Below are 22462 nucleotides of genomic sequence, written 5' to 3'. Positions count from 1 at the left end.
CGCCCGACGATCCCGGTCGGGCGCCGCGGCGAGCGGACCCGCGGTGCCGCCGGAGTCGCTCGACGTGCTCCGGCTGCTCGCCGAGGGCCACACCACGACACGGATCGCCCGACAGTTGGGGCTGTCCGAACGCACCGTGCGCCGACGGCTGCGCGTCGCTTCCGACGCGCTCGGCGGTGACTCCACGATCGAGACCGTGGTGCGCGCCGTACGCCGCGGCGTCATCTGAGACGGCCGCCCACCGACGTACCGTGGCGGTCTGAAGGGAGGGAGTCGATGCGGGTCGCGCTGATGGTCACCTGTGTCAACGACGCGATGTTCCCCGGCACGGGGGCCGCCGTGGTGCGGCTGCTGCGCCGGCTCGGGGTCGAGGTCGACTTCCCCGAGGCGCAGACGTGTTGCGGCCAGCCGATGGTCAACACCGGCTATCTGGACGAGGCGGTCCCGGCGGTCCGGTCGTTCGTGTCGGCCTTCGAGGGGTACGACGCGATCGTGACGCCGTCGGGCTCGTGCGCCGGCTCGGCGCGCCACCAGCACGGGCTGGTCGCCCGCCGCTCCGGGGACGCAGCCCTCGGGATGGCCGTGGCCGAGGTGTCGCCGCGGACGTATGAGCTCTCCGAGTTCCTGGTCGACGTGCTGGGCGTGACCGACGTGGGCGCCTACTTCCCGCACCGCGTGACCTACCACCCGACGTGCCACTCGCTGCGGATGCTCGGCGTGGGCGACCGCCCGCAGCGGCTGCTGTCGGCGGTGCGGGGGCTGCAGCTCACCGAGCTCCCGGCAGCGGACCAGTGCTGTGGCTTCGGTGGGACCTTCGCCCTGAAGAACACCGACACCTCGGTCGCGATGGGCGCGGACAAGGCCCGTCACGTGGCCCAGACCGGCGCCGAGGTCCTCGTCGCCGGCGACAACTCCTGCCTGATGCACGTCGGCGGCCTGCTGTCGCGCCAGCGTTCGGGGATCCGGGTGATGCACCTCGCCGAGGTGCTGGCCGCGACGGAGGACGAGCGATGACCGGCACCTTCGTCGGGATGCCGGCGTTCCCCGAGGCGGCCCGTGCCGCGCTGGCCGACACCCAGCTGCGCCACAACCTGGCCCACGCCACCGCCACCATCCGCGGCAAGCGGGCCGCGGTGGTCGGTGAGGTCGAGGACTGGGAGTCGCTGCGACTGGCCGGTGCCGCGGTCAAGGACCGCGCCCTGCGCGACCTGGACCAGCAGCTGGTGACCCTGGAGGAGCAGCTCACCGCCCGGGGCGCGACGGTGCACTGGGCGCGCGACGCCGCCGAGGCCAACGCGATCGTGGCCGACGTCGCCCGCGCGCACGCGGTCGAGGAGGTCGTGAAGGTCAAGTCGATGGTCACCCAGGAGATCGGCCTCAACGAGGCGCTCGAGGCCGAGGGCATCGCCGCGTGGGAGACCGACCTCGCCGAGCTCATCGTGCAGCTGGGTGAGGACCTGCCCAGCCACATCCTGGTCCCGGCCATCCACCGCAACCGGGCAGAGATCCGCGACATCTTCCGCCGCCGCATGGCGACGGCGGGACGGCCGGCGCCGGCCGACCTCACCGACGAGCCCGCCGTCCTGGCGGCGGCCGCCCGGGAGCACCTGCGGGAGAAGTTCCTGCGCGCCAAGATGGCGGTCTCGGGGGCCAACTTCGCCGTCGCCGACACCGGGACGCTGGTCGTCGTCGAGTCCGAGGGCAACGGCCGGATGTGCCTGACCCTGCCCGAGGTGCTGGTCAGTGTCGTCGGCATCGAGAAGGTCGTGCCGACGTGGGCCGAGCTGGACCCGCTGCTGCGGCTGCTGCCGCGTTCCTCCACCGGTGAGCGGATGAACCCCTACACCTCCACCTGGAGCGGCGTCACGCCCGGCGACGGGCCCCAGGAGGTCCACGTCGTGCTGCTGGACAACGGCCGCTCCCGGGCACTGGCCGACGATGTCGGGCGACAGGCACTGCGCTGCATCCGCTGCTCGGCGTGCCTCAACGTCTGCCCGGTCTACGAGCGCACCGGCGGCCACGCCTACGGCTCGGTCTACCCCGGCCCCATCGGCGCCATCCTCAACCCGCTGCTGAAGGGGACCGGCGTCGACGAGCAGACCGACGCGCTGCCCTACGCGTCCTCGCTGTGCGGCGCCTGCTTCGAGGCGTGCCCCGTCCGCATCGACATCCCGGAGGTGCTGGTCGAGCTGCGCTCGCAGGTGGTCGACTCCCACCGCGAGGACCGGGTGCCCAAGCCCGAGACGGCTGCCATGCGGGGCGCCGGATGGATGTTCGGTGACGCCGCGCGCTGGGCGCGACTGGGGCGGGTGTCCGGCCTGGTCGGCCGCGTCCTCGGCCGCGTCGGCGGCCGCGCAGGGCCGGGTGGACGGCGTACGCTCTCGCGGCTGCCGGGACCGGCCGCCGCCTGGACCGACGCCCGGGACCTGCCGGCGCCCCCACGGGAGTCGTTCCGTGCCTGGTGGCGCCGCACCGACGGCCGGCTCGACGAGGAGGATCAGGGCCGATGAGCGCGCGTGACGAGATCCTGCGGCGCGTGCGTGAAGCGGTGGCGGGCCTCGACCCGGACCCCGATCCGGTCGTCGCGCCCGTCGGTGCCACCACCGCGGACCCGGTCGCCCACTTCGCCGAGCGGGTGGCCGACTACCGGGCGGTCGTCGTGCGCGTCGTCGCCCAAGGGCTGGCGCAGGCGGTTGCCGAGGCGATCCCGGCAGGGGAGCGCGTGGTCGTGCCGCCCGGGTTGGCCGAGGAGGTGCGCGCCGGCGTCCCCGAGGCGATCGTCGACGACGGGCTCACCGCGGCCGACCTCGACGCCGTCGACGCCGTCGTGACCGCCTGCCGCGTCGGCATCGCCGAGACCGGCACGCTCGTGCTCGACCACACCGAGGACCAGGGACGTCGCGCCCTGACGCTGGTGCCCGACCGGCACGTCTGTGTCGTGCGCGCCGACCAGGTCGTCGCCGACGTGCCCGACGCGGTCGCGCTGCTCGACCCCGACCGGCCGTTGACCTGGATCAGCGGCCCCAGCGCGACCAGCGACATCGAGCTCGACCGCGTGGAGGGCGTCCACGGCCCCCGGCAGCTCCACGTGATCGTCGTCGACACCGAGGGGTGACCGGAACCGGTCAGGGTGTTGCCCCGGTGGTGTGACCGTCGCCACAATGCGGATGAATCGTTTCACGACGGGCCACCGATCGAAGGAGCACTCCGTGCGCCAGTACCTCGCCGGCATCCTCGCCGCAGCGGTCGTGACCGCCGCGGCACCCGCCGCCACCGCGGCGACCCCGACGGCGGCGCGCGGGAGCGCGCCCTCCCCGGTGTCGGTGGGTGAGCTCCGGGTCAACCACCTCGCCGAGCCGCTCGGCATCGAGGTGGCCGACCCCGTCCTCGGGTGGCAGCTCGACGCCGACCGGCGCGGCGTGGGCCAGCAGGCCTACGAGGTGCACGTCGCGACCTCGGCCGGCGCGCTGGACGACCCCGACGTGTGGGACAGCGGCAAGGTCACCTCGGCCCGCTCAGTCGACGTCGCCTACGACGGCCCCGACCTCACCGCCGGCACCGAGTACGCCTGGTCGGTACGGGTCTGGGACGACCGCGGCACCGCCTCCGGCTGGAGCGAGCCCGCCCGCTTCGGCACCGGGCTCGGCCACGAGGGCTGGACGGGTGAGTGGATCGGCGCCGACACCGACGGTCCCGGTGCCGAGTGGACCGACTACACGATCGCCTTCACCGCCTCCGACATCAGCGGCGCCCTCGGCGTCTACTTCCGCGGGGAGGACACCGAGCACGCCTACATGTGGCAGCTCAGCGAGGCCGACCACGCGCTCCGTCCGCACGTGAAGAACGGCGGGTACAGCGTGCTGGACCCGACCGGGTTCCCCGACGGCTTCGACTTCGCCGCCGAGCACGACTACGAGATCACCGTCGACGGCGCCACCATCACCACCCGCGTCGACGACGAGGTCCTCGACCAGCGCACTGACACCACCTTCGGTGGCTCCGGCACGATGGGTTTCCGCACCAACGGCGAGGAGCGCGGACTCGTCCACGACCTGACCGTCACCAGCGCCGACGGGACCAGCCTGGTCAGCAGCGACTTCGCCGGGGGTGACCAGACCTTCGTCGCCGGTGAGGTGACGGACGACGGCCTCGACGTCAGCGGCGACAGCGAGGCCTGGCTGCGCACCGACGACTCCGTCCCGCTGCTGCGCACCGAGGTCGACCTGGCCGAGAAGGAGGTCGTGAGCGCCCGCGTCTACGCCTCGGCGCGCGGTGTCTACGAGCTGCGACTCAACGGCGAGCGCGTCGGCGACGCCGAGCTGGCACCCGGCTGGACGGCGTACGACGAGCGCATCGACTACCAGGCCTACGACGTCACCGACCAGGTCCGTGCCGGCGCCAACGTGCTCGGCGCCGAGGTGGCGCCCGGGTGGTACACCGGCAAGGTCGCGATGTTCGGCACCGACGTATACGGCACCGACACCTCCGTGATCGCCGAGATGCACGTCGAGTACGCCGACGGTACGACCGCCGTGATCGGCACCGACGACACCTGGCGCAGCACCGACGGCCCCACCCGCGAGGCCGACCTCCTCGACGGTGAGTCCTACGACGCCCGCCGCGCCGCCGAGGTCGAGGGCTGGGACGAGCCCGGCTACGACGCCGATGGCTGGAGCGGCGTCGCGGTCCGCGACGAGCCGACCGACGTGCTCGAGCCGCAGACCGCGGTCGACGTGCGCGTCACCGAGGAGCTCGAGACCGCCGAGCAGATCGACTCGCCGACCGAGGGCACCTACCTCTACGACCTCGGCCAGAACATGGTCGGCCACGTGCGGCTGACGCTCCGCGGCGAGCCCGGCCAGACCGTCACCGTCCGCCACGGCGAGGTGCTCAACCCCGACGGCACCCTCTACACCGCCAACCTCCGCACGGCGAAGGCCACCGACCGCTACACCTTCGTCAGCGACGAGCCGGAGACCTTCGAGCCCTCCTTCACCTTCCACGGCTTCCGCTACGTCGAGATCTCCGGGGTCGACGAGGCGCCGGACGCCGAGGACCTGGTCGGCGTCGTGGTCGGCACCGACGGCGACCTCACCAGCGAGCTGGACACCAGCTCGGACCTGGTCGACCAGCTGCACAGCAACATCGTGTGGGGCATGCGGGGCAACTTCCTCTCCATCCCGACCGACACCCCCGCACGGGACGAGCGCATGGGCTGGACCGGGGACATCAACGTCTTCGCCCGCACCGCCGTCTACAACATGGACTCGCAGTCCTTCCTGACCAAGTGGCTGCAGGACCTGCGCGACACCCAGCGCCCCAACGGTTCACTGCCCGGCGTGGCACCCGTCGTGCCCGGCCGCTTCGACGGTGGATACGAGTCCGCCGGTTGGATGGACGCCGGCGTGCACGTGCCGTGGACGCTGTGGCAGGCCTACGGCGACACCGACGTCATCCGCGAGAACTACGACATGATGCGGCGCTACGTCGACTTCCTCGAGGCCGACTCGACCGACCACATCCGCTCCGCCGGTGGCTACCTGGACTGGCTCAACCTCGACGACCCCACTCCGGCCGACGTGCTCGACACCGCCTTCGTGGCCAAGAGCACTCGTGAGCTGGCACAGATGGCGGCCGCGATCGGCCGCGACGGCGAGGCCGCCGAGCTGACCCAGCGCTACGAGGCGATCCGGGCGGCATACCAGGACGCCTTCATCGGTGGCGACGGCACCGTCAAGGGCGACAGCCAGACGTCCTACATCCTCACCCTCACCAACGACCTCGCACCCGAGGACGAGCGCGACGCCGTGGTCGACCAGTTCGTCGAGACCCTCGAGCGCCGCGACTACCACCTGTCCACCGGCTTCCTCGGCGTCGACGGGCTGCTGCCGGCGTTGACCGAGGCCGGCCGCTCCGACATCGCCTACCGCCTGCTGCAGAACGAGGACTACCCGTCCTGGGGTTATGAGATCGGCAAGGGCGCGACCACGGTCTGGGAGCGCTGGAACTCCATCAACCCCGACGGCTCGTTCAACAACGTCGGCATGAACTCCTTCAACCACTACGCCTACGGCGCGGTCGGGGAGTGGATGTACCGCACGATGGCTGGCGTCTCGGCCGCCGAGCCCGGCTACGAGAAGGTCCTCGTCGACCCCGAGCCCGGGGACGGCATCGACCAGGTCGACTTCAGCCACGAGACGCCGTACGGCACCGTGCGCAGCGCCTGGGACACCAGCGACGGGCCGATGCGCCTGGACCTGACGATCCCGGCCAACACCACCGCGGAGGTGCGGATCCCCGCCCCGAACCAGTGGGCCGTCACCGAGGGCGGTACGCCGATCGGCGACGTCGACGACGTCCGCTACGTCGAGCAGGCGGACGGCGACGTGGTGCTCGAGGTCGGCTCGGGCGACTACACCTTCGCCGTCGACCGGGTGCTGGGTGACCTGGGCGCGGCACGGGCGCAGGCAGCGGCGTTCGCCGATGCCGTCGACGCGCTCGAGGTGCGTGGCCTCGGCAAGATCGCCCGGCGCCACCTCGCGCTCCGCACCAAGCTGATGCGGGGCGAGATCGGGGCCGCGTGGCGACTCCACGAGCGCGGCGCCCGCGACGAACTCACCGCGGCTGCCGTCCACCGGGCGTTGGCCAGCGCGGCCGACCTCGACCGCTGGGCCACGACCTACGCGGACCGGGGTGCGATCGACGAGGCCGCGGCGGAGTCGCTGCGCAACGCCCTCGCCGGCATCGAGCGCAAGCTCTCACGCGCCTCGTCGCGGCTCATCGGCGCGGTGGCCGGGATGGAGGTGACCGGGGAGGAGATCCTGCCCGGCGACGTGGTCCGGGTCCGCATCTCACTGGAGAACGCCGGGAAGCGACCGCTGACGGGGGTGGAGTCCACCCTGGAGGTGCCCGAGGGGTGGTCGGTCGAGCCCGTCGGTCGCCACCGCTCGACGGTCAAGGGCAGCGCGACCCAGTCCCACGCGTACGACGTCTCGGTGCCGGCCGGCGCCGAGGCCAGCACCGCAGAGCTGACCGGCGAGGTGAGCTATCGCTACGTCGGCGGGTCGGCGCGACTCCCGGTCTCGGCAGCCCTGATGGTCGCACCCGGTGTCGGTATCGACGACGTGTCCACGACCCCGGACGCGGTCGAGGGCGGAGAGAGCGCCAGCGTGACGACGACCCTGACCAACCGGACCGACGTCGAGCAGACCGGACAGGTCACGCTCACCGTGCCCGAGGGCTGGGAGGCGCCGGCGCCCGTCGATTACCGGCTCGAGCCCGGTGGAACAACCACGGTGTCGGCCGACGTCGCCGTGCCCCGCACGGTCGCCGACGGCCAGGCCGCGGTGACCGTCGCGACCGGCCCGACCGACGCCGAGCAGGCCACCGGCACGATCCGTGTCGACCTCCCGACGCCGCCGGAGGACCCGACCGACCACGTCGACCTCGGGGACGGCGCGTCGGAGTCCGACCACGGGCTCACGGCCTCCGAGCACTCCGGCATCAACACCGAGGCCGGGCTGACCCGTCGCTACACCCACTCGTCCTACCCGGGCGGCTGGTTCGAGTTCGACGTCGCCGTGCCGACCGACGGTGCCTTCGTGGTGCGGGTCGTCGAGACCTTCGACGGCGCCACCCGCAAGACCTACGAGGTCCGGACGGACGGCGAGGTCGTCCACGAGGTCGACGTGTCCCGTTCCGAGGGCGGCGCCGGCGCACGCACCCACCAGTTCGTGGTCGAGCCCTCGGCGGCCACCGCCGACGGCACCGTCCGGATGCGGTTCCAGGACGTCGACGGCGACTACGACCCCTCCGTCGCCGACGTCTGGGTCGTGCCGACCGATTGACCTGCGACTGAGCCTGCCCCACCCACCCGTTCCCGCCTCACCCCCGACGGAGCACCCATGCATCTCGCACCCCGCCACCGCGCCGCGGCACTGGTCGGCACCTTGGCCCTGGTGGCCGGCCTGTTCTCCCTCGCCGCCCCGACGTCCGCGGCCCCCGGCAGCCCCATGCCGGACGGGCTGACCATCGGCCAGCGGACGGCGCCCGCCGACCTCGACGACACCGACGCCCCGCTGCTGGGGTGGCGGGTCGGTGCCGAGGCGCAGTCGGCGTACCAGGTGCAGGTCGCCCAGACCCGGCCCGGGCTGATGTCGGGGAAGGACCTCCACTGGGACTCCGGCCGGACTGTCGGGGCGCAGAGCACCAACGTGCCCTACGCCGGCCCGCAGTTGGAGCGCGGTGAACACTACCTGTGGCGGGTCCGCACCTGGACCGAGGACGGCAAGCGGTCCCCGTGGTCGCGCGTCGCGGAGTTCGGCACCGCGTTGGGCGGGGACTGGGGCAACAGCGAGCCGATCTGGCTCGGATCCCCGGCGGTGCTGGACTGGCAGGACTACACACTGGAGACGACGTTCCGGATCACCACCCAGAACGCCACCATCCTCTTCAACGCCCAGGACGCCGAGAACTACCTGATGTGGCAGTTCCGTGGGGACGGCGTCAACCAGCTCGCACCCCACCAGCGGGTCAACGGGTCGTACGCGGTGCTCAAGACCGTGCCGCTCGACGTCGACCTCCAGCGGGACACCGACTACCGGCTGCGGCTGGAGGTCGAGGGAGCCACGGTGCGCACCTACCTCAACGACGCGCTGGTCGACACCACCGAGGACGTCCGGTTCAACAGCGGCACCGTCGGGTTCCGCACCGGCGGGTCCGAGCGCAACGCGTGGGACGACCTGCGGCTCACCTCCGCCGACGGCCGCACCCTCTACGACAACGACTTCGAGGATCCCTCCACCGACTTCTCCTGCGGCACGGTCGAGGACGGGTGGCTCCGGGTCGGCACCGGGCAGAACTGCGTCCACGGCCTCAGCGGGACCGACTGGGCCTTCCTGCGCGGCGAGTTCGCCACCGCGGCCGACAAGGAGATCGCCTGGGCCAGCGTCTTCGCCACCGGGTCCTCTCCCGAACCGGGCCGGCAGTACGTCTACAAGCTCTGGCTCAACGGCGAGTTCGTCGGGCTCGGCCCGGTCCGCTCGATCGCGGGGGAGACCCGCTACGACGGCTACGATGTGACCGACCTCGTCCGTGAGGGCGGGGCCAACGCCCTCGGCGCACTGTCCTGGACCCGCCAGGACCAGCGCTTCCAGGCACAGCTCGTCGTCGAGTACGCCGACGGCAGCCAGCAGACCTTCGGGACCGGTGAGGAGTGGTCCTCCATGGCCGGCGGCGAGGTCTACCCCTGGGCCGGGTCGATCGGCACCAACTACTTCACCGCCCCCAAGGAGGACCTCCAGGCCGCCGCCTACCCGGTCGGCTTCGACGAGCCGGGCTTCGACGACACCGGGTGGACCGCGGCCACGCCGCAGTCGGCGTACGACGACCTCGTCGCGACGCCGACCGACAAGGTCGGCCAGCGGCTGGAGTACCCCGCCGAGGTCGTGGAGAAGGAGCCGGGGCGCTACTTCATCGACTACGGCCGCACGTGGATCGGCGGGGTGCGCCTCGCGCTGGACGGTGAGGCCGGCCAAGAGGTCGAGCTGCGCTTCGGTGAGGAGCTGTGGGGTCCGCAGGAGGTGCGCTCCAACATGCGCACCGGCAACCAGTACCAGGACCACTGGACACTCACCGACGAGCCGCTCGAGCTCGAGACGTGGGGGATGCGCGTGTTCCGCTACGTCGAGGTGCTCGGCGCGCCGACCGGGCTCGGCGCCGAGGACTTCCCGGCACTGGCGCAGGTCTACCCCTTCGACGTCGACGGCGCCGTCTTCGACTCCTCCGACGAGTCGCTCAACCAGGTCTGGCAGCTGTCCAAGGACACCGTGGAGACCACCAACCACAACCTCTACGTGGACTCCTGGACCCGGGAGCGGGAGCCCTACGAGGCCGACAGCTACCTGCAGATGATGGCCAACTTCTTCACCTCCTCCGACCCCACGCTGGGCAACTACTCCATCGACTACCTGCTCACGCGGCGTACGTGGCCGACCGAGTGGCCGCTCTACACGATCCTCGCCATGCACGACAGCTACGAGCAGACCGGTGACGTCGCCCAGCTGGCACGCAGCTACGACCAGCTGGTCGACAAGCTGCCGACCCAGTGGATCGAGGAGGAGACCGGGCTGATCCGCAAGGACTTCCGCTCCAACGGGTGCAACAGCCAGACCGACTGCGACATCGTCGACTGGCCCTCCACCGAACGTGACGGCTACGTCTTCGGTCCCTACAACACCGTGATCAATTCACTGGCCTACCGGACCTTCATGGACATGGCGACGATCGCGGAAGCGCTTGGCAAGGACGACGACGCCGCGTCGTACGCCGCCACCGGCGAGCGCCTGCGCGCCGCGATCAACGAGTACCTCTGGGACGACGAGGTCGGCGCCTACCGCGACGGGTTGCGGGGCGACCGGACGCCGGTCGACCACCACGCGGTGCACGCCAGCAGCTTCGCGAGTGCCTTCGGGGTGCCCGACGAGGAGCGTGCCGCCGAGGCGGCCGAGTACCTGGGTAGCCGCGGCATGCAGTGCAGCGTCTACTGCGCGGCGTTCCTGGTGGAGGCGCTCTACAACGGCGACCGCTCCGACCTCGCCCACGAGTTACTGACGGGCACCGGCCGCCGCAGCTGGCACAACATGATCGCCAACGGCGCCGGCGCGACGACCGAGGCCTGGGACGCCTCGCTGAAGGGCAACATGACCTACTCCCACCCGTGGGCGGCCTCCCCGGCGTTCAACGTGCCGCAGGGCATGTTCGGCATCCGGCCGACGACGCCCGGCTACGCGACGTACGACGTGCGGCCGCAGCCGGGGGCCATCGACTGGGCACACGTCACGCGGCCGACCCTGCGCGGGTCGATCGGTGCGGCCTTCCACACCGTCGGGGACCGCACCGACGTCGGGGTGCACGTGCCGGGCAACTCGGTGGCGACGGTCCACGTCCCCGTGGGCGATGCCGACCGCGACGTCGTCTACGTCGACGGCCGCGCGCGGGACGCGGTGCGGGAGCGTGGCTACCTCCGAGTCGAGGGCGTGACGCAGGGCTGCCACGTGCTCAGCACCCAGCGGGGTGGGGCGCCGAAGGACGACCCGCGGCTGACTGCTGCCTGCGAGTGAGGCCATGGTGGTAGGCAGGGCCCATGAGGCTGTTCGCTGCGCTGGTGCCGCCGCCGGAGGCGGTGGCGGACCTCGAGGAGTTCCTCACTCCGCGGCGTGCGGCGGCGGACTTCCGGTGGGCGCCTGCTGAGCAGTTCCACGTGACGCTGGCCTTTGTGGCCGACGCCGCGGAGTCGCGGGCCGACGAGTGGCTCGAGCGCCTCCCGGAGGCGCTCGAGCCGGTGCCGGTCGTCCGCGTCCGGTTGGCGGGGCCGGTGGCGTTCCCGGATCCGGCGCGGGCGCGGGTCCTCGCCACCGGCGTGGACGCCGAGGACGAGGCGGCGGGTGCCGAGCCGGTGCTCCCGCGGTTGGCGCGGCGTACGCGCACGGCGGCGGTGCGCAGCGGACTCGAGGTCGACGGTCAGCGCTTCCGGCCGCACCTGACGATCGCTCGGATGCGCCGCCCGACCGAGGTCAGTGACTGGGTGCGGTTGCTGGATACCTACGAGGGGCCGTGGTGGCCGGCGGACCGTGTCGCGGTGGTCGCCTCCCACCTCGGCGAGGGCCCACGTGGACGGCCGCGCCACGAGACGGTGGCCGAGGTGCCGGTCGGGACGTGAGCCGCGGGCGCGGGGTGTGGTTCACTCACTCCCGCCATGGTCCTCATCGTCCTCGACCTCGCCGGTGTCGCGGTGTTCGCCGTCTCCGGGGGGCTCCTCGCCGTACGCCGCCAGCTCGACGTGGTCGGCGTGCTCGTGCTGGCCGTGGTGACCGGCCTGGGTGGTGGGGTGATCCGCGACGTGCTGATCGGCGACGTCCCACCGCCGGGGTTCGCTGACTGGCGCTATCTCCTCACCGCGGTGACCGCGGGCGTGGTGGCGTTCTGGTTCCACCCGGCGCTGGAGCGCACCATCCGGATGGTCAACGTCTTCGACGCCTTCGGCATGGGCCTGTTCGCCACCGCCGGCGCGATCAAGGCGGTGGAGCACGGTCTCGGTCCGGTGCCCGCGGCGCTGCTGGGCATGGTGACCGCCGTCGGGGGCGGCATGATCCGCGACGTCCTCGCCGACCGCGTCCCACAGGTGCTGGTCAGCAACGAGCTCTACGCCATCCCCGCGCTCACCGGCGCCGCCCTGGTGGTGCTGGGGCTGGAGCTGGGACTGCCCGCGGTGGCGGTCGCCGTACCGGCTGCACTGGCCGTGATCGTGTGGCGGCTGCTGGCGATCTGGCGCGGTTGGACCGCGCCGTCGCCGCGCTCGCCCCGCTGACGAGCCCGGGGGTTGTCGGGCATTCGCCTACCTTGTCCGGCGTTGCAGTGCCCGACAAGGTAGGCGATCCCCGGCCGACCGGGGATCGCTCCCCGCCCCCGCCAGCACCCTCAGTCGGTCGCGAGCCCCGGGAGCCGGTCGGCGCCCCAGGTGCGCTCGACGGCGGCGATGACCCGGGAGACCTCGGCGGCGTCGACGGAGTCGCCAGAGCCGAGCTCGAGCGGGTCGAAGTGGAAGATGTAGAGCCGGGAGGCGAACTCCTCGAAGGGCAGTGACGCCTCGCCGAAGCGCTCGCCGTTGCCGGCGGTGCTGACGACGACGCCGTCGCCCCAGTCCTGGCCACTGTCGTTGTTGGGGTTGTAGAAGTAGACGCGCATCGTGCCGGAGGGGTCCAGGGCGACGCGGAGCACGGTGATGGCGTGCCAGCCGATGAAGCGTCCCGAGGTGTCGGTGACGGCGATGCCGGCCGGCTGCGGGTGGATCAGGGGCTGGTTGCCGTTGTGCAGCGGGTGGTAGCCGGCGTAGAAGTCGCGGACGAAGCCCTCGAGGTCGGCCAGCTTGCCGGTGGCGACGTCGACGTTGATGCGGAACCCGCGACCGGACCACCAGCCGTGGAACTCCGGGTTGACCCAGCGGTGCGGGTCGTCGCCGCGGTCGGCGCAGCGTCGGCCCATCTCGGCGTAGATCCGGTCCAGGTGGGGTACGACGAGCAGCGACACAGCATCCAGGTCGACCGGCAGCGTCGTGGCCAGGCCGGCGCCGGACTCCCGCGAGGAGACCGTCTGCCCCTCGAAGTGCATGACGACCTCGTCGTCACGTGCTGCCCACGCGATCGTCTGCAGCAGGTAGTCGGGGTCGTTGTAGGCCCACATCGACAGGGCGCGTGCCGACTGGCAGGTCGGGTTGTCGCCCTGCCCCACGCCGAGCGGCAGCCCGAGCATCGACAGCGTGCCGGCCAGCAGCCAGACCCGGGCCTCGTGGGCGGGACCGAACGCGAGCTCCAGACGCTCCTTGGCGTGGTCGGACAGGGGGAGCGCCAGCTGGCGCCAGAGGCCGGGCGCGACGGGCGGCTCGAAGAGCACGCCCCGCTCCAGCAGCAGCGCGAGGCCGTAGATGCTCTGCGCCGTCTCGGGGTGCACCGTGGCATCGATGAGCTCATCGACCAGGTCGCGGAAGCACAGCAGGCTCTCCCGACCGGTGCTGGACAGCCCCAGCGCCTCACTGAGCAGGAAGTCACCGCGGTCGCGCAGGAAGCGCAGCAGCACCGCGTGGTACGGCGACACCAGTCCGGTGTCGTGCATGGACCGGGCGAAGCCGGTCGCCTCGGACTGCAGCGCACCGTCGTCCATCGAGGCCAGCCGCTCCAGGTAGGCGTCGACGCCGGGGTCCTCACGAGAGGCCTCGGTGGCGCCGAAGAGGCTGCTGACGAGCCGGTCGACCCCGACGCCGCCGTTGCCGGTGGCGATCGCGGGGTCGCTGTGGGCCACGGCGATCTGCGTGATGGTCGCCTTGACCTGGTCGACCTGGATGGGACGTTGCCGCAGGATCCGCCAGATCTCCTCGACCACCTGGTCGATGACGCCGTCGTACCCCAGCTGGTCGACGATGTGGCGCATCGCGGCGCGCGAGACGTGGGCCATGCGACCCAGCTGCTCGCGCTCGGCCTCCGAGGGGGCGGAGAACAGCAGGTCCGCGTTGAGGGCGAGCACCTGCATCACGTGCTCGCGGGCGTCCTCCGCGGAGATCTCGGGGTGGGCGCACTCGCCGAGGGCGATGGCCAGCAGCCGCAGGTCGCTGACGATCTCGAGTACGACGGTGTCGGCGTCACTGCTGCGCAGCGAGCCGCGGCTCAGCGCCGGGGCCAGGGAGTCCGGGGTGGCCCAGTCGGTGCCCTCGAAGATGCCGCAGGCCTCGAGGTCGGCCGCGCGCGCCTGAACCGCCGCGGGGCCGCCCGGCTGCCGCAGCACCAGGCGCAGGCCGTCGAGGACCCGTCGCAGGCCGCTGGGCCGACCGAGGTCCCCGGCCTGGCCCAACGCCTCGATCCCACGGGTCAGGGTCGCCAGTCGCTTTTCCAGCACCGACCCATCATCGTGCACCGATGTCACCTCCGAGTGGTGCGGCTCGCAGAGTGTGCCGATCCGACGTGCCCTCGGACACACCCTGCGAGCCGTGACTGCGCTGCGCTCACACGTAGAAGTCGAGGTCCTCCTGCCGCTTGAGCAGTGTGCGCATCTCGAACGGGTCGTCGCCGAAGAAGTACACCAGGCCCCAGTGGGTGCCGAACGCCGTGCGCTTGGTGACGGTCTCCTCCATCGGCGCGGTCAGCTCGTGGGACTCGAAGTACTCGTGGTCCTCGGTCTCCTCAGGCATCTCGAGGGTGTTGACCACGCGGCGGCGCGGGTAGACGCCGAAGCAGCCGGCGAACCCGGTCGCGTCCTCCACCTCGGTCGGGAAGAAGGCCTCGATCTCCTCCTCGGTGGTCTTCGGGTCGAAGGCCAGCACGAGCGCCTGGTAGGCGTTGAAGCCGTACGAGCGCTCCAGCAGCTCGAAGACCTTGAAGCCCGGGGGCCGGTAGGCGACCTCGCCGAAGTACATCTCGCCGTCGCTGGTGACGAAGTACTCCGGGTGGACGAAGCCGAACTCGATGTCGAAGGTCTTGATGAGCTTCTCGAGCTGACGGGTGATCTCCGGGCGGTACTTCTCCAACTCCGGCGAGGCCGGCACGAACACCGAGTAGCCGAGCGTGACGTACTCGGAGATGTTGAGGAACCGGATCTTGCCGTTGTGCACCCACGCCTCGACGGCGAACTCCCAGCCGTCCAGGTGGGACTCCATCAGGACCGGGAACTCCTCCTCGGGGATGGAGTCGACCTCGTCGGGCGTCCGGATGATGCGGTGGCCCAGGCAGCCGGCCTTGTCCAGCGCCTTGAGGTGGATCGGGTCGTTGGGGTCACCGTCGAGCTTGAGCAGGGTCTGGTTGACCCGCTTGAGGAAGCGGATCACGTCCTCCTGCTCGAAGGCCTCCTCGAAGATGCCCACGCGGATGCCGCCGAGCTGGGCGCGACGCTTCATCAGCGCCTTGTCGCGCAGCAGCAGGGCCTGGCCGAACAGCTTGGGGTCCTCCATCAGGACCGCGTTGATGGCGCCGGCCCACTCCACCGTCTCCTCGAACAGCGGGATGGCGACGTCGACACCGAGGTCCTGCAGCGTCTCGGCGATCTCCATCGAGCGGTCGTTGAGTCGCTCGAAGTTCCACGGGATGTAGGGCAGGCCGTGCTCGCGGCAGTAGTCCTCGGCCCAGTCCGGCGCCACGATCACGAAGCGGCGGTCGAACTTCTCGACGGCCTCGATCGCGCCCGGGCTCCAGCCCAGCAGCGCCACGAACCCCTTGTTCGGGTCGCGCCGCTCCGGGTTGGGATCGGTCACCGCGGGGGTGTCCTTGGTCGTGCGGTCGTTGGCCGTGTCCGTGGTCGGAGTCAAGGCCCCTACCTCCTGCCGTGCTGCGGGATGTACGGGCCGCACGATCGGCGTGACCGCGGCCCCGCTTACCTCGCCCACACTACAGACGGAGAGCGAGAACGCCACCGGCCCGCAGTCCGCTCCTCCGTTCGGACTACGGGCCGGTGGGACGCGGCCTCGCGGGTGCTTCTCAGGCGTTGACCGAGGTCAGTGCCGACTCGATCTCCTCGACCTTGGCCTTGGCGTCGCCGAAGAGCATCCGGGTGTTGTCGCGGAAGAACAACGGGTTCTGCACGCCGGCGTACCCGGGGTTCATCGAGCGCTTGAACACGATGACGTCCTTGGCGTTCCACACCTCCAGCACCGGCATGCCGGCGATGGGGGAGGCGGGGTCCTCGGCGGCGGCCGGGTTGACGGTGTCGTTGGCGCCGATGACCAGGACGACGTCGGTCTCGCCGAAGTCGTCGTTGATCTCGTCCATCTCCAGCACGATGTCGTAGGGCACCTTCGCCTCGGCCAGCAGCACGTTCATGTGGCCGGGGAGGCGGCCCGCGACGGGGTGGATGCCGAACCGGACGTCGACGCCCTTGGCGCGCAGCTTCGAGGTCAGCTCGGCGACGGGGTACTGCGCCTGGGCGACGGCCATGCCGTAGCCCGGCGTGATGATCACCGAGCTGGCGTCGGCCAGCAGCTCCGCGGCCTCGTCGGCCTGGATCTCGCGGTGCTCGCCGTAGTCGGTGTCGCCGCCCGAGCTGGCCTCCATGCCGAAGCCACCGGCGATCACGGAGATGAAGGAGCGGTTCATGCCCTTGCACATGATGTAGGACAGGAACGCACCCGAGGAGCCCACCAGGGCGCCGACGATGATCAGCAGGTCGTTGCGCAGCAGGAAGCCCAGTGCCGCGGCGGCCCAGCCCGAGTAGCTGTTGAGCATCGACACCACGACCGGCATGTCACCGCCGCCGATGGAGGCGACCAGGTGCCAGCCCAGCGCGAGCGCCAGCGCGGTCACGATGATCAGCAGCCACAGCGACGGGGCGATGACGAACCACACGGTGAGCGCGACGAAGCCGACCAGGGCACCGATGTTGAGGAAGTTCTTGCCCGGCAGCATCATCGGCGAGGAGCTGATGTGGCCGGCCAGCTTGCCGAACGCCACGATCGAGCCGGTCAGCGTGACCGCACCGATGAAGACGCTGATGGTGACCTCGGCGGCGTGGATCCCGAGGAGGCCCGCCGCGTCGAGCTCGCGGGCGGCGTACCCGTCGGGGTGGGCCTCGACGTGGAAGTAGCGGTTCCAGCCGACCATGACCGCGGCGGCACCGATGAAGCTGTGCAGCAGCGCGATCAGCTCGGGCATGCCGGTCATCTCGACCACGCGGGCCCGCCACAGGCCGATCGCGGCACCGATGCCGACACCGGCCACGAGCAGCACCAGCGGCAGCGCGTCGATGCCGTCGTCGATGACGACCGACGTGGTCGCGACCAGCGCGACGGCCATGCCCAGGATGCCGAACACGTTGCCGGCCTTGGCCGTCTCGTGCTTGGAGAGCCCGGCCAGGGCGAGGATGAACAGCAGCGCGGCGACGACGTACGCCGCGGAGACAGCGGTCTCGAGAGTAAACATGTGGATCAGCCCTTCCTCACGACCGCGAGAACATGGCGAGCATGCGGCGCGTCACCGCGAAGCCACCGAAGATGTTGATGCTGGCGAGCAGCACGGCCACGAACGAGATGACCGTGATGATGGTGTCGTCGCTGCCGATCTGCAGCAGGGCGCCGACGATGATGATGCTCGAGATGGCGTTGGTGACGCTCATCAAGGGCGTGTGCAGCGCGTGGTGCACGTTGCCGATGACGTAGACGCCGACCACCACGGCGAGTGCGAACACCACCAGGTGGCGCTGGAGCGCGGCCGGTGAGATCGCGATCAGTGCGAACAGTGCCGCGGCCGCCGAGGCCACGAGGGTGATGCGGCCCTGCTCGGTGAGCTTCGCACGCTCCTTGCGCGGCTCGGCGGGCTCGGCCTGTTGCAACTGCTCCGGTGCCGGCGCGGCCGACACCTTCACCTCCGGCGGCGGCCACGTCGACTCCCCGTCGCGCACCACGGTGATGCCGCGCTGCACGACGTCGTCGAAGTCCAGCGTCAGCTCACCGTCCTTCTCCGGGGTGAGCAGCTTGAACAGGTTCACGATGTTGGTGCCGTACAGCTGCGAGGTCTGCGCCGCCAGGCGGCTGGACAGGTCGGTGTAGCCGAGCACCGTCACGCCCGACTCGCTCACCACCCGCTGGTCGGCCTCGGTCAGCTCGCAGTTGCCGCCGTTGGCGGCGGCCATGTCCACGATCACGCTGCCGTTGGACATGCCGGCGACGGTGTCGGCGGTGATCAGCTCCGGCGCCGGGCGGCCCGGGATCAGCGCGGTGGTGATGACGATGTCGGCCTTGCGGGCCTCCTCGTCGTACATCGCCGCGGTCGCCCGCTGCTGCTCCTCGGTCATCTCCTTGGCATAGCCGTCGGAAGACTTCTCCGACTCCATCTCGACATGGACGAACTCGGCGCCCATCGACTCGACCTGCTCGGCCACCTCGGGCCGCACGTCGAAGGCCCGCACGACCGCGCCCATCGAGGACGCGGCACCGATCGCGGCCAGCCCGGCGACACCGGCGCCGACCACGAACACCCGCGCCGGCGGCACCTTGCCCGCCGCGGTCACCTGACCGGTGAACTGGCGGCCGAAGACGTGGGCGGCCTCGATCACCGCGCGATAGCCTGCGACGTTGGCCATCGAGGACAGCACGTCCATCGACTGCGCCCGCGAGATGCGGGGGACGGCGTCCATCGCCAGCCCGGTCACGCCCTGGGCCTGCAGCTGCTCCAGCAGCTCCGGCGACCGCCCCGGTGCCATCATCGACACCACGGTGGCGCCCTTCTTCAGCCGCGAGACCTCCTCCGAGGTCGGCGGGTTGACCTTCACCACCGCGTCGGCGGCCCAGACCTCCTCCGCGGAGCCGATCTGCGCCTCGGCGCCACGGAAGGCCTCATCAGAGACGTCGGCCGCCTCGCCGGCGCCGGACTCCACGATGACGTCGTAGCCGAGCTTGCGCAGTTGTTCGGTCGTCTTCGCGGTCGCAGCGACGAGTGTCTCGCCTGCCTTGGACTCGCGGGGAATGCCGATCAGCACGGGGGTACTCCTGCAGTTCGAGGGGGTACAGCGGAGCACAAGTTACCCCGGTCGCCCCCCGTGGACCCCCGGTGTCCACCGACGGGGAAGGCGGTGTGAGCCAGATCGCTCCCAGTCCTTCTCCCCATGACTGGGCGGCGGCGCGTCGCTCAGTCGTTCGCGATCCCGTAGAGCCGGTCACCGGCGTCACCCAGGCCCGGCACGATGTAGCCGTGCTCGTTGAGCCGCTCGTCGACGGCGGCCGTCACCACGGTGACCGGCACGTCGACGCCCTCGAGGTAGCGCTCGAGCGCGTCGCAGCCCTCCGGTGCCGCCAGCAGGCAGACGGCGGTGATGTCGTCGGCGCCGCGCGCGACCAGGAACTTGATCGCCGCCGCCAGCGTGCCGCCGGTGGCCAGCATCGGGTCCACCACGTAGCACTGCCGCCCGGACAGGTCGCTGGGCAGCCGCTCGGCGTACGTCGACGCCTCGAGGGTGTCCTCGTTGCGCACCATCCCGAGGAACCCGACCTCGGCGGTCGGGAGCAGCCGGACCATGCCGTCGAGCATGCCCAGGCCCGCCCGCAGGATCGGCACCACCAGCGGCTTGGGGTCGGCCAGGCGCACGCCCGTGGTCGGTGCGACCGGCGTCTCGATCCCGTGCTCCTCGACCCGGACGTCGCGCGTCGCCTCGTAGGCGAGCAGCGTCACGAGCTCATCGGTCAGGGACCGGAACGTCGCCGAGTGCGTCTCGTGGGAACGCAACTTGGTGAGCTTGTGGGCCACGAGCGGATGGTCGACGACTTCGATGCGCATGGCGGGAGCCTAGGACGTCGACGCCCGCTCACGCACAAATGCCCTTCCGCAGGGGCCCGGCACGTGTCACGCTGGTGCCGGAGTCATCCGCAACCGCGGGTGCCGAGCGTGGGAGGTACGCCGATGGCCGGTCCCGAGGCGATCGACTTCGCCGTCGCGGCCTACCGCGAGGAAGGCGTGTGGCAGGTCGCCGAGCTGACCCTCGACCACGTGGTCGACGTCGACACCCTCGCCGACGCGCTCCGGCGGTTCCCCGGTGACCACGGCTCGGTCGGCCTCGTCGCCGTCGACGAGGACTTCTTCCTCATCGTGCACGTGGTCGGGCAGCGCGCCCGCGTCCTGCTCTCCGACATCACCGCCGCCACCGAGTGGGAGATCGCGGCCTCGGCCGTGGAGTTCCTCGGACTGCCCACGCCCGACGACGAGGACGACGAGCCCGAGCCGGCCGGTGAGCTGGACCTCCTCGACGACCTCGGCGTCGGCGCGATGGACCTCGGCATGTTGCTCGACGACCCGGACTACTACCCCGACGAGCTGCTCTCGGAGGTGGCGCGGCGCATCGGCTTCGGCGAGGCGTTCGACGAGGTCGTCGGCCTGACCTCTGCATGAGGCGCGCATTCCCGGGCCACCGTGGGGTGGCGGGATGAGGCCGTCGCAGCAGTGGGAGCCCGCCATGCGGATCGCCCTGGAGCAGGGGCGCACCGCACTGGCGACCGGCGACGTGCCCATCGGTGCCGTCGTGGTCGACGGGGACGGCGACGTCGTCGGCGCCGGTCGCAACGTCCGCGAGGTCGACGCCGACCCGACCGGCCACGCCGAGGTCGTCGCACTCCGGGAGGCGGCCCGTCACCGCGGCGAGTGGCGGTTGTCCGGCTGCACGCTGGTGGTCACCCTCGAGCCCTGCACCATGTGCGCGGGTGCGAGTGTGCTGGCGCGGGTGGACCGCGTCGTCTTCGCAGCCCACGACGAGAAGGCCGGCGCGGTCGGCTCGCTGTGGGACGTCGTACGTGACCGGAGGCTCAACCACCGCCCGGAGGTCGTCGCCGGCGTGCTGGCCGAGGAGTCCACCGCGATGCTCGAGGAGTTCTTCGCGAGTCGGCGCGGCTAGCCGGGACCACGATTTCGACGCGTCCGCGACGCTCCGGTAACGTGCGGAGCGGTGGCGTGTCCGAGCGGCCGAAGGAGAACGCCTCGAAAGCGTTTGAGGGGAGACCCTCCGTGGGTTCAAATCCCACCGCCACCGCCAATGTGATGCCAGACAGGCATCCCCGACGTCCGGGTCCCTCCCAGGGGCCCGGACGTCGTCGTCCGAGGCGGGCTGGTGCGCGTCGGTATCGTCCTGAGCGGGAACGACCGACGACCCCGACCGAGGACCCATCGATGACCGACGCGACCGCTGCGAGCCCGGATCCGACCCGGGCGCGCACCGTGCTGATCACCGGCGCCACCGACGGGATCGGCCTCGGCGCCGCCCGCCGCCTGGCCGAACTGGGCCACCGGCTCGTCCTGCACGGCCGGGACGAGACGCGGGTCGCCGCTGCCCGTGAGGCCGTCGACGCCGCCCGGTCGGGCGCCGTGCTCGACACCGTGCTGGCCGACCTCGCCGACACCGATGACGTCGACCGCCTCGGCGAGGCCGTCGCCACCCTCGACGTCGACGTGCTGGTCAACAACGCCGGGGTCTTCAGCGCCGAGGAGCCGGTGACCGACCGCGGCCTGGACGTGCGGTTCGTGGTCAACACGCTCGCCCCCTACCGACTTGCCCTCGGTGCGCTCGCGGCCATGCCGCCCACCGGCCGCGTGGTCAACCTCTCCTCGGCGGCCCAGACCACCGTCGACCTCGACGCACTCGCCGGCCGGACCCGGTTGCCGGACAGCGCGGCGTACGCCCAGAGCAAGCTGGCCTTGACGATGTGGACCCGGCACCTCGCCGACCAGGTGGGTCCGGACGCGCCGGTCATCGTCGCGGTCAACCCCGGGTCGCTGCTGGCCACCAAGATGGTGCGCGACGCCTACGGCATCGACGGGAACGACGTGGCGATCGGCATCGACGTGCTGGTGCGCGCCGCGGTCGGTGAGGAGTTCGCCGACGCCTCGGGGCGCTACTACGACAACGACGCCGGGACGTTCGCCGACCCGCACGCTGACGCCCTGGACCCGACGAAGAACGCCGCCCTCGTGGCTGCCCTCGACGAGATGATCGGCTGACCCGACGCTCAGCGCGCGCCGAGGCAGACCGCGACCAGCGTGCCGGGCGCGTCACCGGTGAAGGACGCCCACCCGCGGTCGAAGCTGACCAGCTCGGTGGTGCCGTCCTCCTGTCGCAGGATGGCCTGCGAGGGCACCATCCCGTCGCCGAACCCCGTCGCCGAGCACTGGTGCTCGGCCATCAGCCGGGCCTCGCCCGGATCGAGGGCCACCAGCGGGTCCAGTGGTGCGTCGGGCGTGGTGACGCCCAGGCCGCTGAGTCCGCCGAAGCCGACCAGCATGCCGAGGGCGGCCACGGTGAGCGACCGTCGGAGCACGGTCACCACGCGAACTGCCTGTCTGTGCGCCTCGCCGTCGACCATGCGTTCCCCCTTGCGTGCGGACGACGTTCCAACGACGCGCCCGCCGGTGAGGTCACGTCGCGGACCGCCGGCCGACCGGGGCGGCCCGGC

At 71.5% G+C, this 22462-nt stretch carries 17 protein-coding genes and 1 tRNA gene; 12 read left to right on the top strand and 6 right to left on the bottom strand.

Annotated elements, in window-relative coordinates; all coding sequences use genetic code 11:
- Positions 1 to 43 precede the first annotated feature (43 nt).
- The 8 genes from KUV85_RS11820 (at position 44) to KUV85_RS11785 (ending at position 12367) form a co-directional block, all read left to right on the top strand.
- Entirely contained in the window at positions 44 to 229 is a 186-nt protein-coding gene (locus KUV85_RS11820) for a helix-turn-helix domain-containing protein (protein ID WP_219960092.1), read from the top strand.
- Between the two features lie 47 nt (positions 230 to 276).
- Entirely contained in the window at positions 277 to 1014 is a 738-nt protein-coding gene (locus tag KUV85_RS11815) for a (Fe-S)-binding protein (RefSeq protein WP_219960091.1), read from the top strand.
- Positions 1011 to 2510 carry a lactate utilization protein B gene (locus KUV85_RS11810; protein WP_219960090.1) on the top strand — a complete coding sequence of 500 codons (1500 nt, stop codon included), beginning with the start codon at positions 1011 to 1013 and terminating at the stop codon, positions 2508 to 2510. The genes KUV85_RS11815 and KUV85_RS11810 overlap by 4 nt, the downstream gene beginning before the upstream one ends.
- Positions 2507 to 3115, top strand: a complete 609-nt coding sequence (locus KUV85_RS11805) for a LutC/YkgG family protein (RefSeq protein ID WP_219960089.1) — start codon at positions 2507 to 2509, stop codon at positions 3113 to 3115. Before KUV85_RS11810 ends, KUV85_RS11805 begins: the two co-directional genes overlap by 4 nt.
- A 94-nt stretch (positions 3116 to 3209) precedes the next feature.
- Positions 3210 to 7847 carry a family 78 glycoside hydrolase catalytic domain gene (locus KUV85_RS11800; RefSeq protein ID WP_219960088.1) on the top strand — a complete coding sequence of 1546 codons (4638 nt, stop codon included), beginning with the start codon at positions 3210 to 3212 and terminating at the stop codon, positions 7845 to 7847.
- Between the two features lie 57 nt (positions 7848 to 7904).
- Positions 7905 to 11120, top strand: coding sequence for a family 78 glycoside hydrolase catalytic domain (locus tag KUV85_RS11795; protein ID WP_219960087.1), 3216 nt, complete (start codon positions 7905 to 7907; stop codon positions 11118 to 11120).
- A gap of 23 nt (positions 11121 to 11143) precedes the next feature.
- Entirely contained in the window at positions 11144 to 11719 is a 576-nt protein-coding gene (thpR, locus tag KUV85_RS11790) for an RNA 2',3'-cyclic phosphodiesterase (RefSeq protein ID WP_219960086.1), read from the top strand.
- A 36-nt stretch (positions 11720 to 11755) separates the two neighbouring features.
- A complete protein-coding gene (locus KUV85_RS11785) occupies positions 11756 to 12367 on the top strand; it encodes a trimeric intracellular cation channel family protein (RefSeq protein WP_219960085.1) in 612 nt (203 codons plus the stop codon).
- A 110-nt stretch (positions 12368 to 12477) separates the two neighbouring features.
- Here the strand turns inward: KUV85_RS11785 and KUV85_RS11780 are convergent, their stop codons facing one another.
- The 5 genes from KUV85_RS11780 to upp all read right to left on the bottom strand — a co-directional run bounded on the left by KUV85_RS11780 (position 12478) and on the right by upp (position 19802).
- Positions 12478 to 14445 carry a hypothetical protein gene (locus KUV85_RS11780; RefSeq protein WP_237690133.1) on the bottom strand — a complete coding sequence of 656 codons (1968 nt, stop codon included), beginning with the start codon at positions 14443 to 14445 and terminating at the stop codon, positions 12478 to 12480.
- 106 nt (positions 14446 to 14551) lie between these two features.
- On the bottom strand, positions 14552 to 15847 hold the full coding sequence (locus tag KUV85_RS11775) for an ATP-grasp domain-containing protein (RefSeq protein ID WP_237690132.1): 1296 nt from the start codon (positions 15845 to 15847) through the stop codon (positions 14552 to 14554).
- A gap of 169 nt (positions 15848 to 16016) precedes the next feature.
- Entirely contained in the window at positions 16017 to 17453 is a 1437-nt protein-coding gene (gene pntB / locus KUV85_RS11770) for a Re/Si-specific NAD(P)(+) transhydrogenase subunit beta (protein ID WP_219960083.1), read from the bottom strand.
- A gap of 16 nt (positions 17454 to 17469) precedes the next feature.
- The gene (locus tag KUV85_RS11765) at positions 17470 to 19008 is read right to left on the bottom strand and encodes a Re/Si-specific NAD(P)(+) transhydrogenase subunit alpha (RefSeq protein ID WP_219960082.1); all 1539 of its coding nucleotides are present in this window, start codon (positions 19006 to 19008) and stop codon (positions 17470 to 17472) included.
- A gap of 149 nt (positions 19009 to 19157) precedes the next feature.
- Complete coding sequence (upp, locus tag KUV85_RS11760) at positions 19158 to 19802, bottom strand: uracil phosphoribosyltransferase (protein WP_219960081.1); 645 nt, start codon at positions 19800 to 19802, stop codon at positions 19158 to 19160.
- A gap of 123 nt (positions 19803 to 19925) precedes the next feature.
- Between upp and KUV85_RS11755 the strand changes: the two genes are divergently transcribed.
- The 4 genes from KUV85_RS11755 to KUV85_RS11740 all read left to right on the top strand — a co-directional run bounded on the left by KUV85_RS11755 (position 19926) and on the right by KUV85_RS11740 (position 22010).
- Positions 19926 to 20411 (top strand): tRNA adenosine deaminase-associated protein, encoded by a 486-nt coding sequence (locus KUV85_RS11755; RefSeq protein ID WP_219960080.1) that lies wholly within the window; start codon positions 19926 to 19928, stop codon positions 20409 to 20411.
- A 34-nt stretch (positions 20412 to 20445) separates the two neighbouring features.
- Positions 20446 to 20910: a nucleoside deaminase gene (locus tag KUV85_RS11750; RefSeq protein WP_237690131.1), complete on the top strand. Its 465-nt coding sequence runs from the start codon at positions 20446 to 20448 to the stop codon at positions 20908 to 20910.
- A 50-nt stretch (positions 20911 to 20960) separates the two neighbouring features.
- Positions 20961 to 21048: transfer RNA gene (locus tag KUV85_RS11745), tRNA-Ser, on the top strand.
- A gap of 134 nt (positions 21049 to 21182) precedes the next feature.
- Positions 21183 to 22010 carry an SDR family NAD(P)-dependent oxidoreductase gene (locus tag KUV85_RS11740; protein ID WP_219960079.1) on the top strand — a complete coding sequence of 276 codons (828 nt, stop codon included), beginning with the start codon at positions 21183 to 21185 and terminating at the stop codon, positions 22008 to 22010.
- A gap of 8 nt (positions 22011 to 22018) precedes the next feature.
- Here KUV85_RS11740 and KUV85_RS11735 read toward each other — a convergent pair whose 3' ends face one another.
- Entirely contained in the window at positions 22019 to 22336 is a 318-nt protein-coding gene (locus tag KUV85_RS11735; RefSeq protein ID WP_219960078.1) for a hypothetical protein, read from the bottom strand.
- Positions 22337 to 22462: the final 126 nt, after the last annotated feature.

The sequence above is a fragment of the Nocardioides panacisoli genome (genome assembly GCF_019448235.1).
Taxonomy (GTDB): domain Bacteria; phylum Actinomycetota; class Actinomycetes; order Propionibacteriales; family Nocardioidaceae; genus Nocardioides; species Nocardioides panacisoli_A.
Note: the sequence above shows the minus strand (reverse complement) of the source record. Positions and strands in the feature narration are given on the sequence as shown.

What these genes read in the sequence shown, in the direction of transcription:
- pntB (WP_219960083.1), bottom strand. Translation starts at nt 17,453, where the DNA reads ATGTTTACTCTCGAGACCGCTGTCTCCGCGGCGTACGTCGTCGCCGCG.
- KUV85_RS11785 (WP_219960085.1), top strand. Translation starts at nt 11,756, where the DNA reads ATGGTCCTCATCGTCCTCGACCTCGCCGGTGTCGCGGTGTTCGCCGTC.
- thpR (WP_219960086.1), top strand. Translation starts at nt 11,144, where the DNA reads ATGAGGCTGTTCGCTGCGCTGGTGCCGCCGCCGGAGGCGGTGGCGGAC.
- KUV85_RS11750 (WP_237690131.1), top strand. Translation starts at nt 20,446, where the DNA reads ATGAGGCCGTCGCAGCAGTGGGAGCCCGCCATGCGGATCGCCCTGGAG.
- KUV85_RS11740 (WP_219960079.1), top strand. Translation starts at nt 21,183, where the DNA reads ATGACCGACGCGACCGCTGCGAGCCCGGATCCGACCCGGGCGCGCACC.
- KUV85_RS11815 (WP_219960091.1), top strand. Translation starts at nt 277, where the DNA reads ATGCGGGTCGCGCTGATGGTCACCTGTGTCAACGACGCGATGTTCCCC.
- KUV85_RS11755 (WP_219960080.1), top strand. Translation starts at nt 19,926, where the DNA reads ATGGCCGGTCCCGAGGCGATCGACTTCGCCGTCGCGGCCTACCGCGAG.
- KUV85_RS11795 (WP_219960087.1), top strand. Translation starts at nt 7,905, where the DNA reads ATGCATCTCGCACCCCGCCACCGCGCCGCGGCACTGGTCGGCACCTTG.
- upp (WP_219960081.1), bottom strand. Translation starts at nt 19,802, where the DNA reads ATGCGCATCGAAGTCGTCGACCATCCGCTCGTGGCCCACAAGCTCACC.
- KUV85_RS11805 (WP_219960089.1), top strand. Translation starts at nt 2,507, where the DNA reads ATGAGCGCGCGTGACGAGATCCTGCGGCGCGTGCGTGAAGCGGTGGCG.
- KUV85_RS11810 (WP_219960090.1), top strand. Translation starts at nt 1,011, where the DNA reads ATGACCGGCACCTTCGTCGGGATGCCGGCGTTCCCCGAGGCGGCCCGT.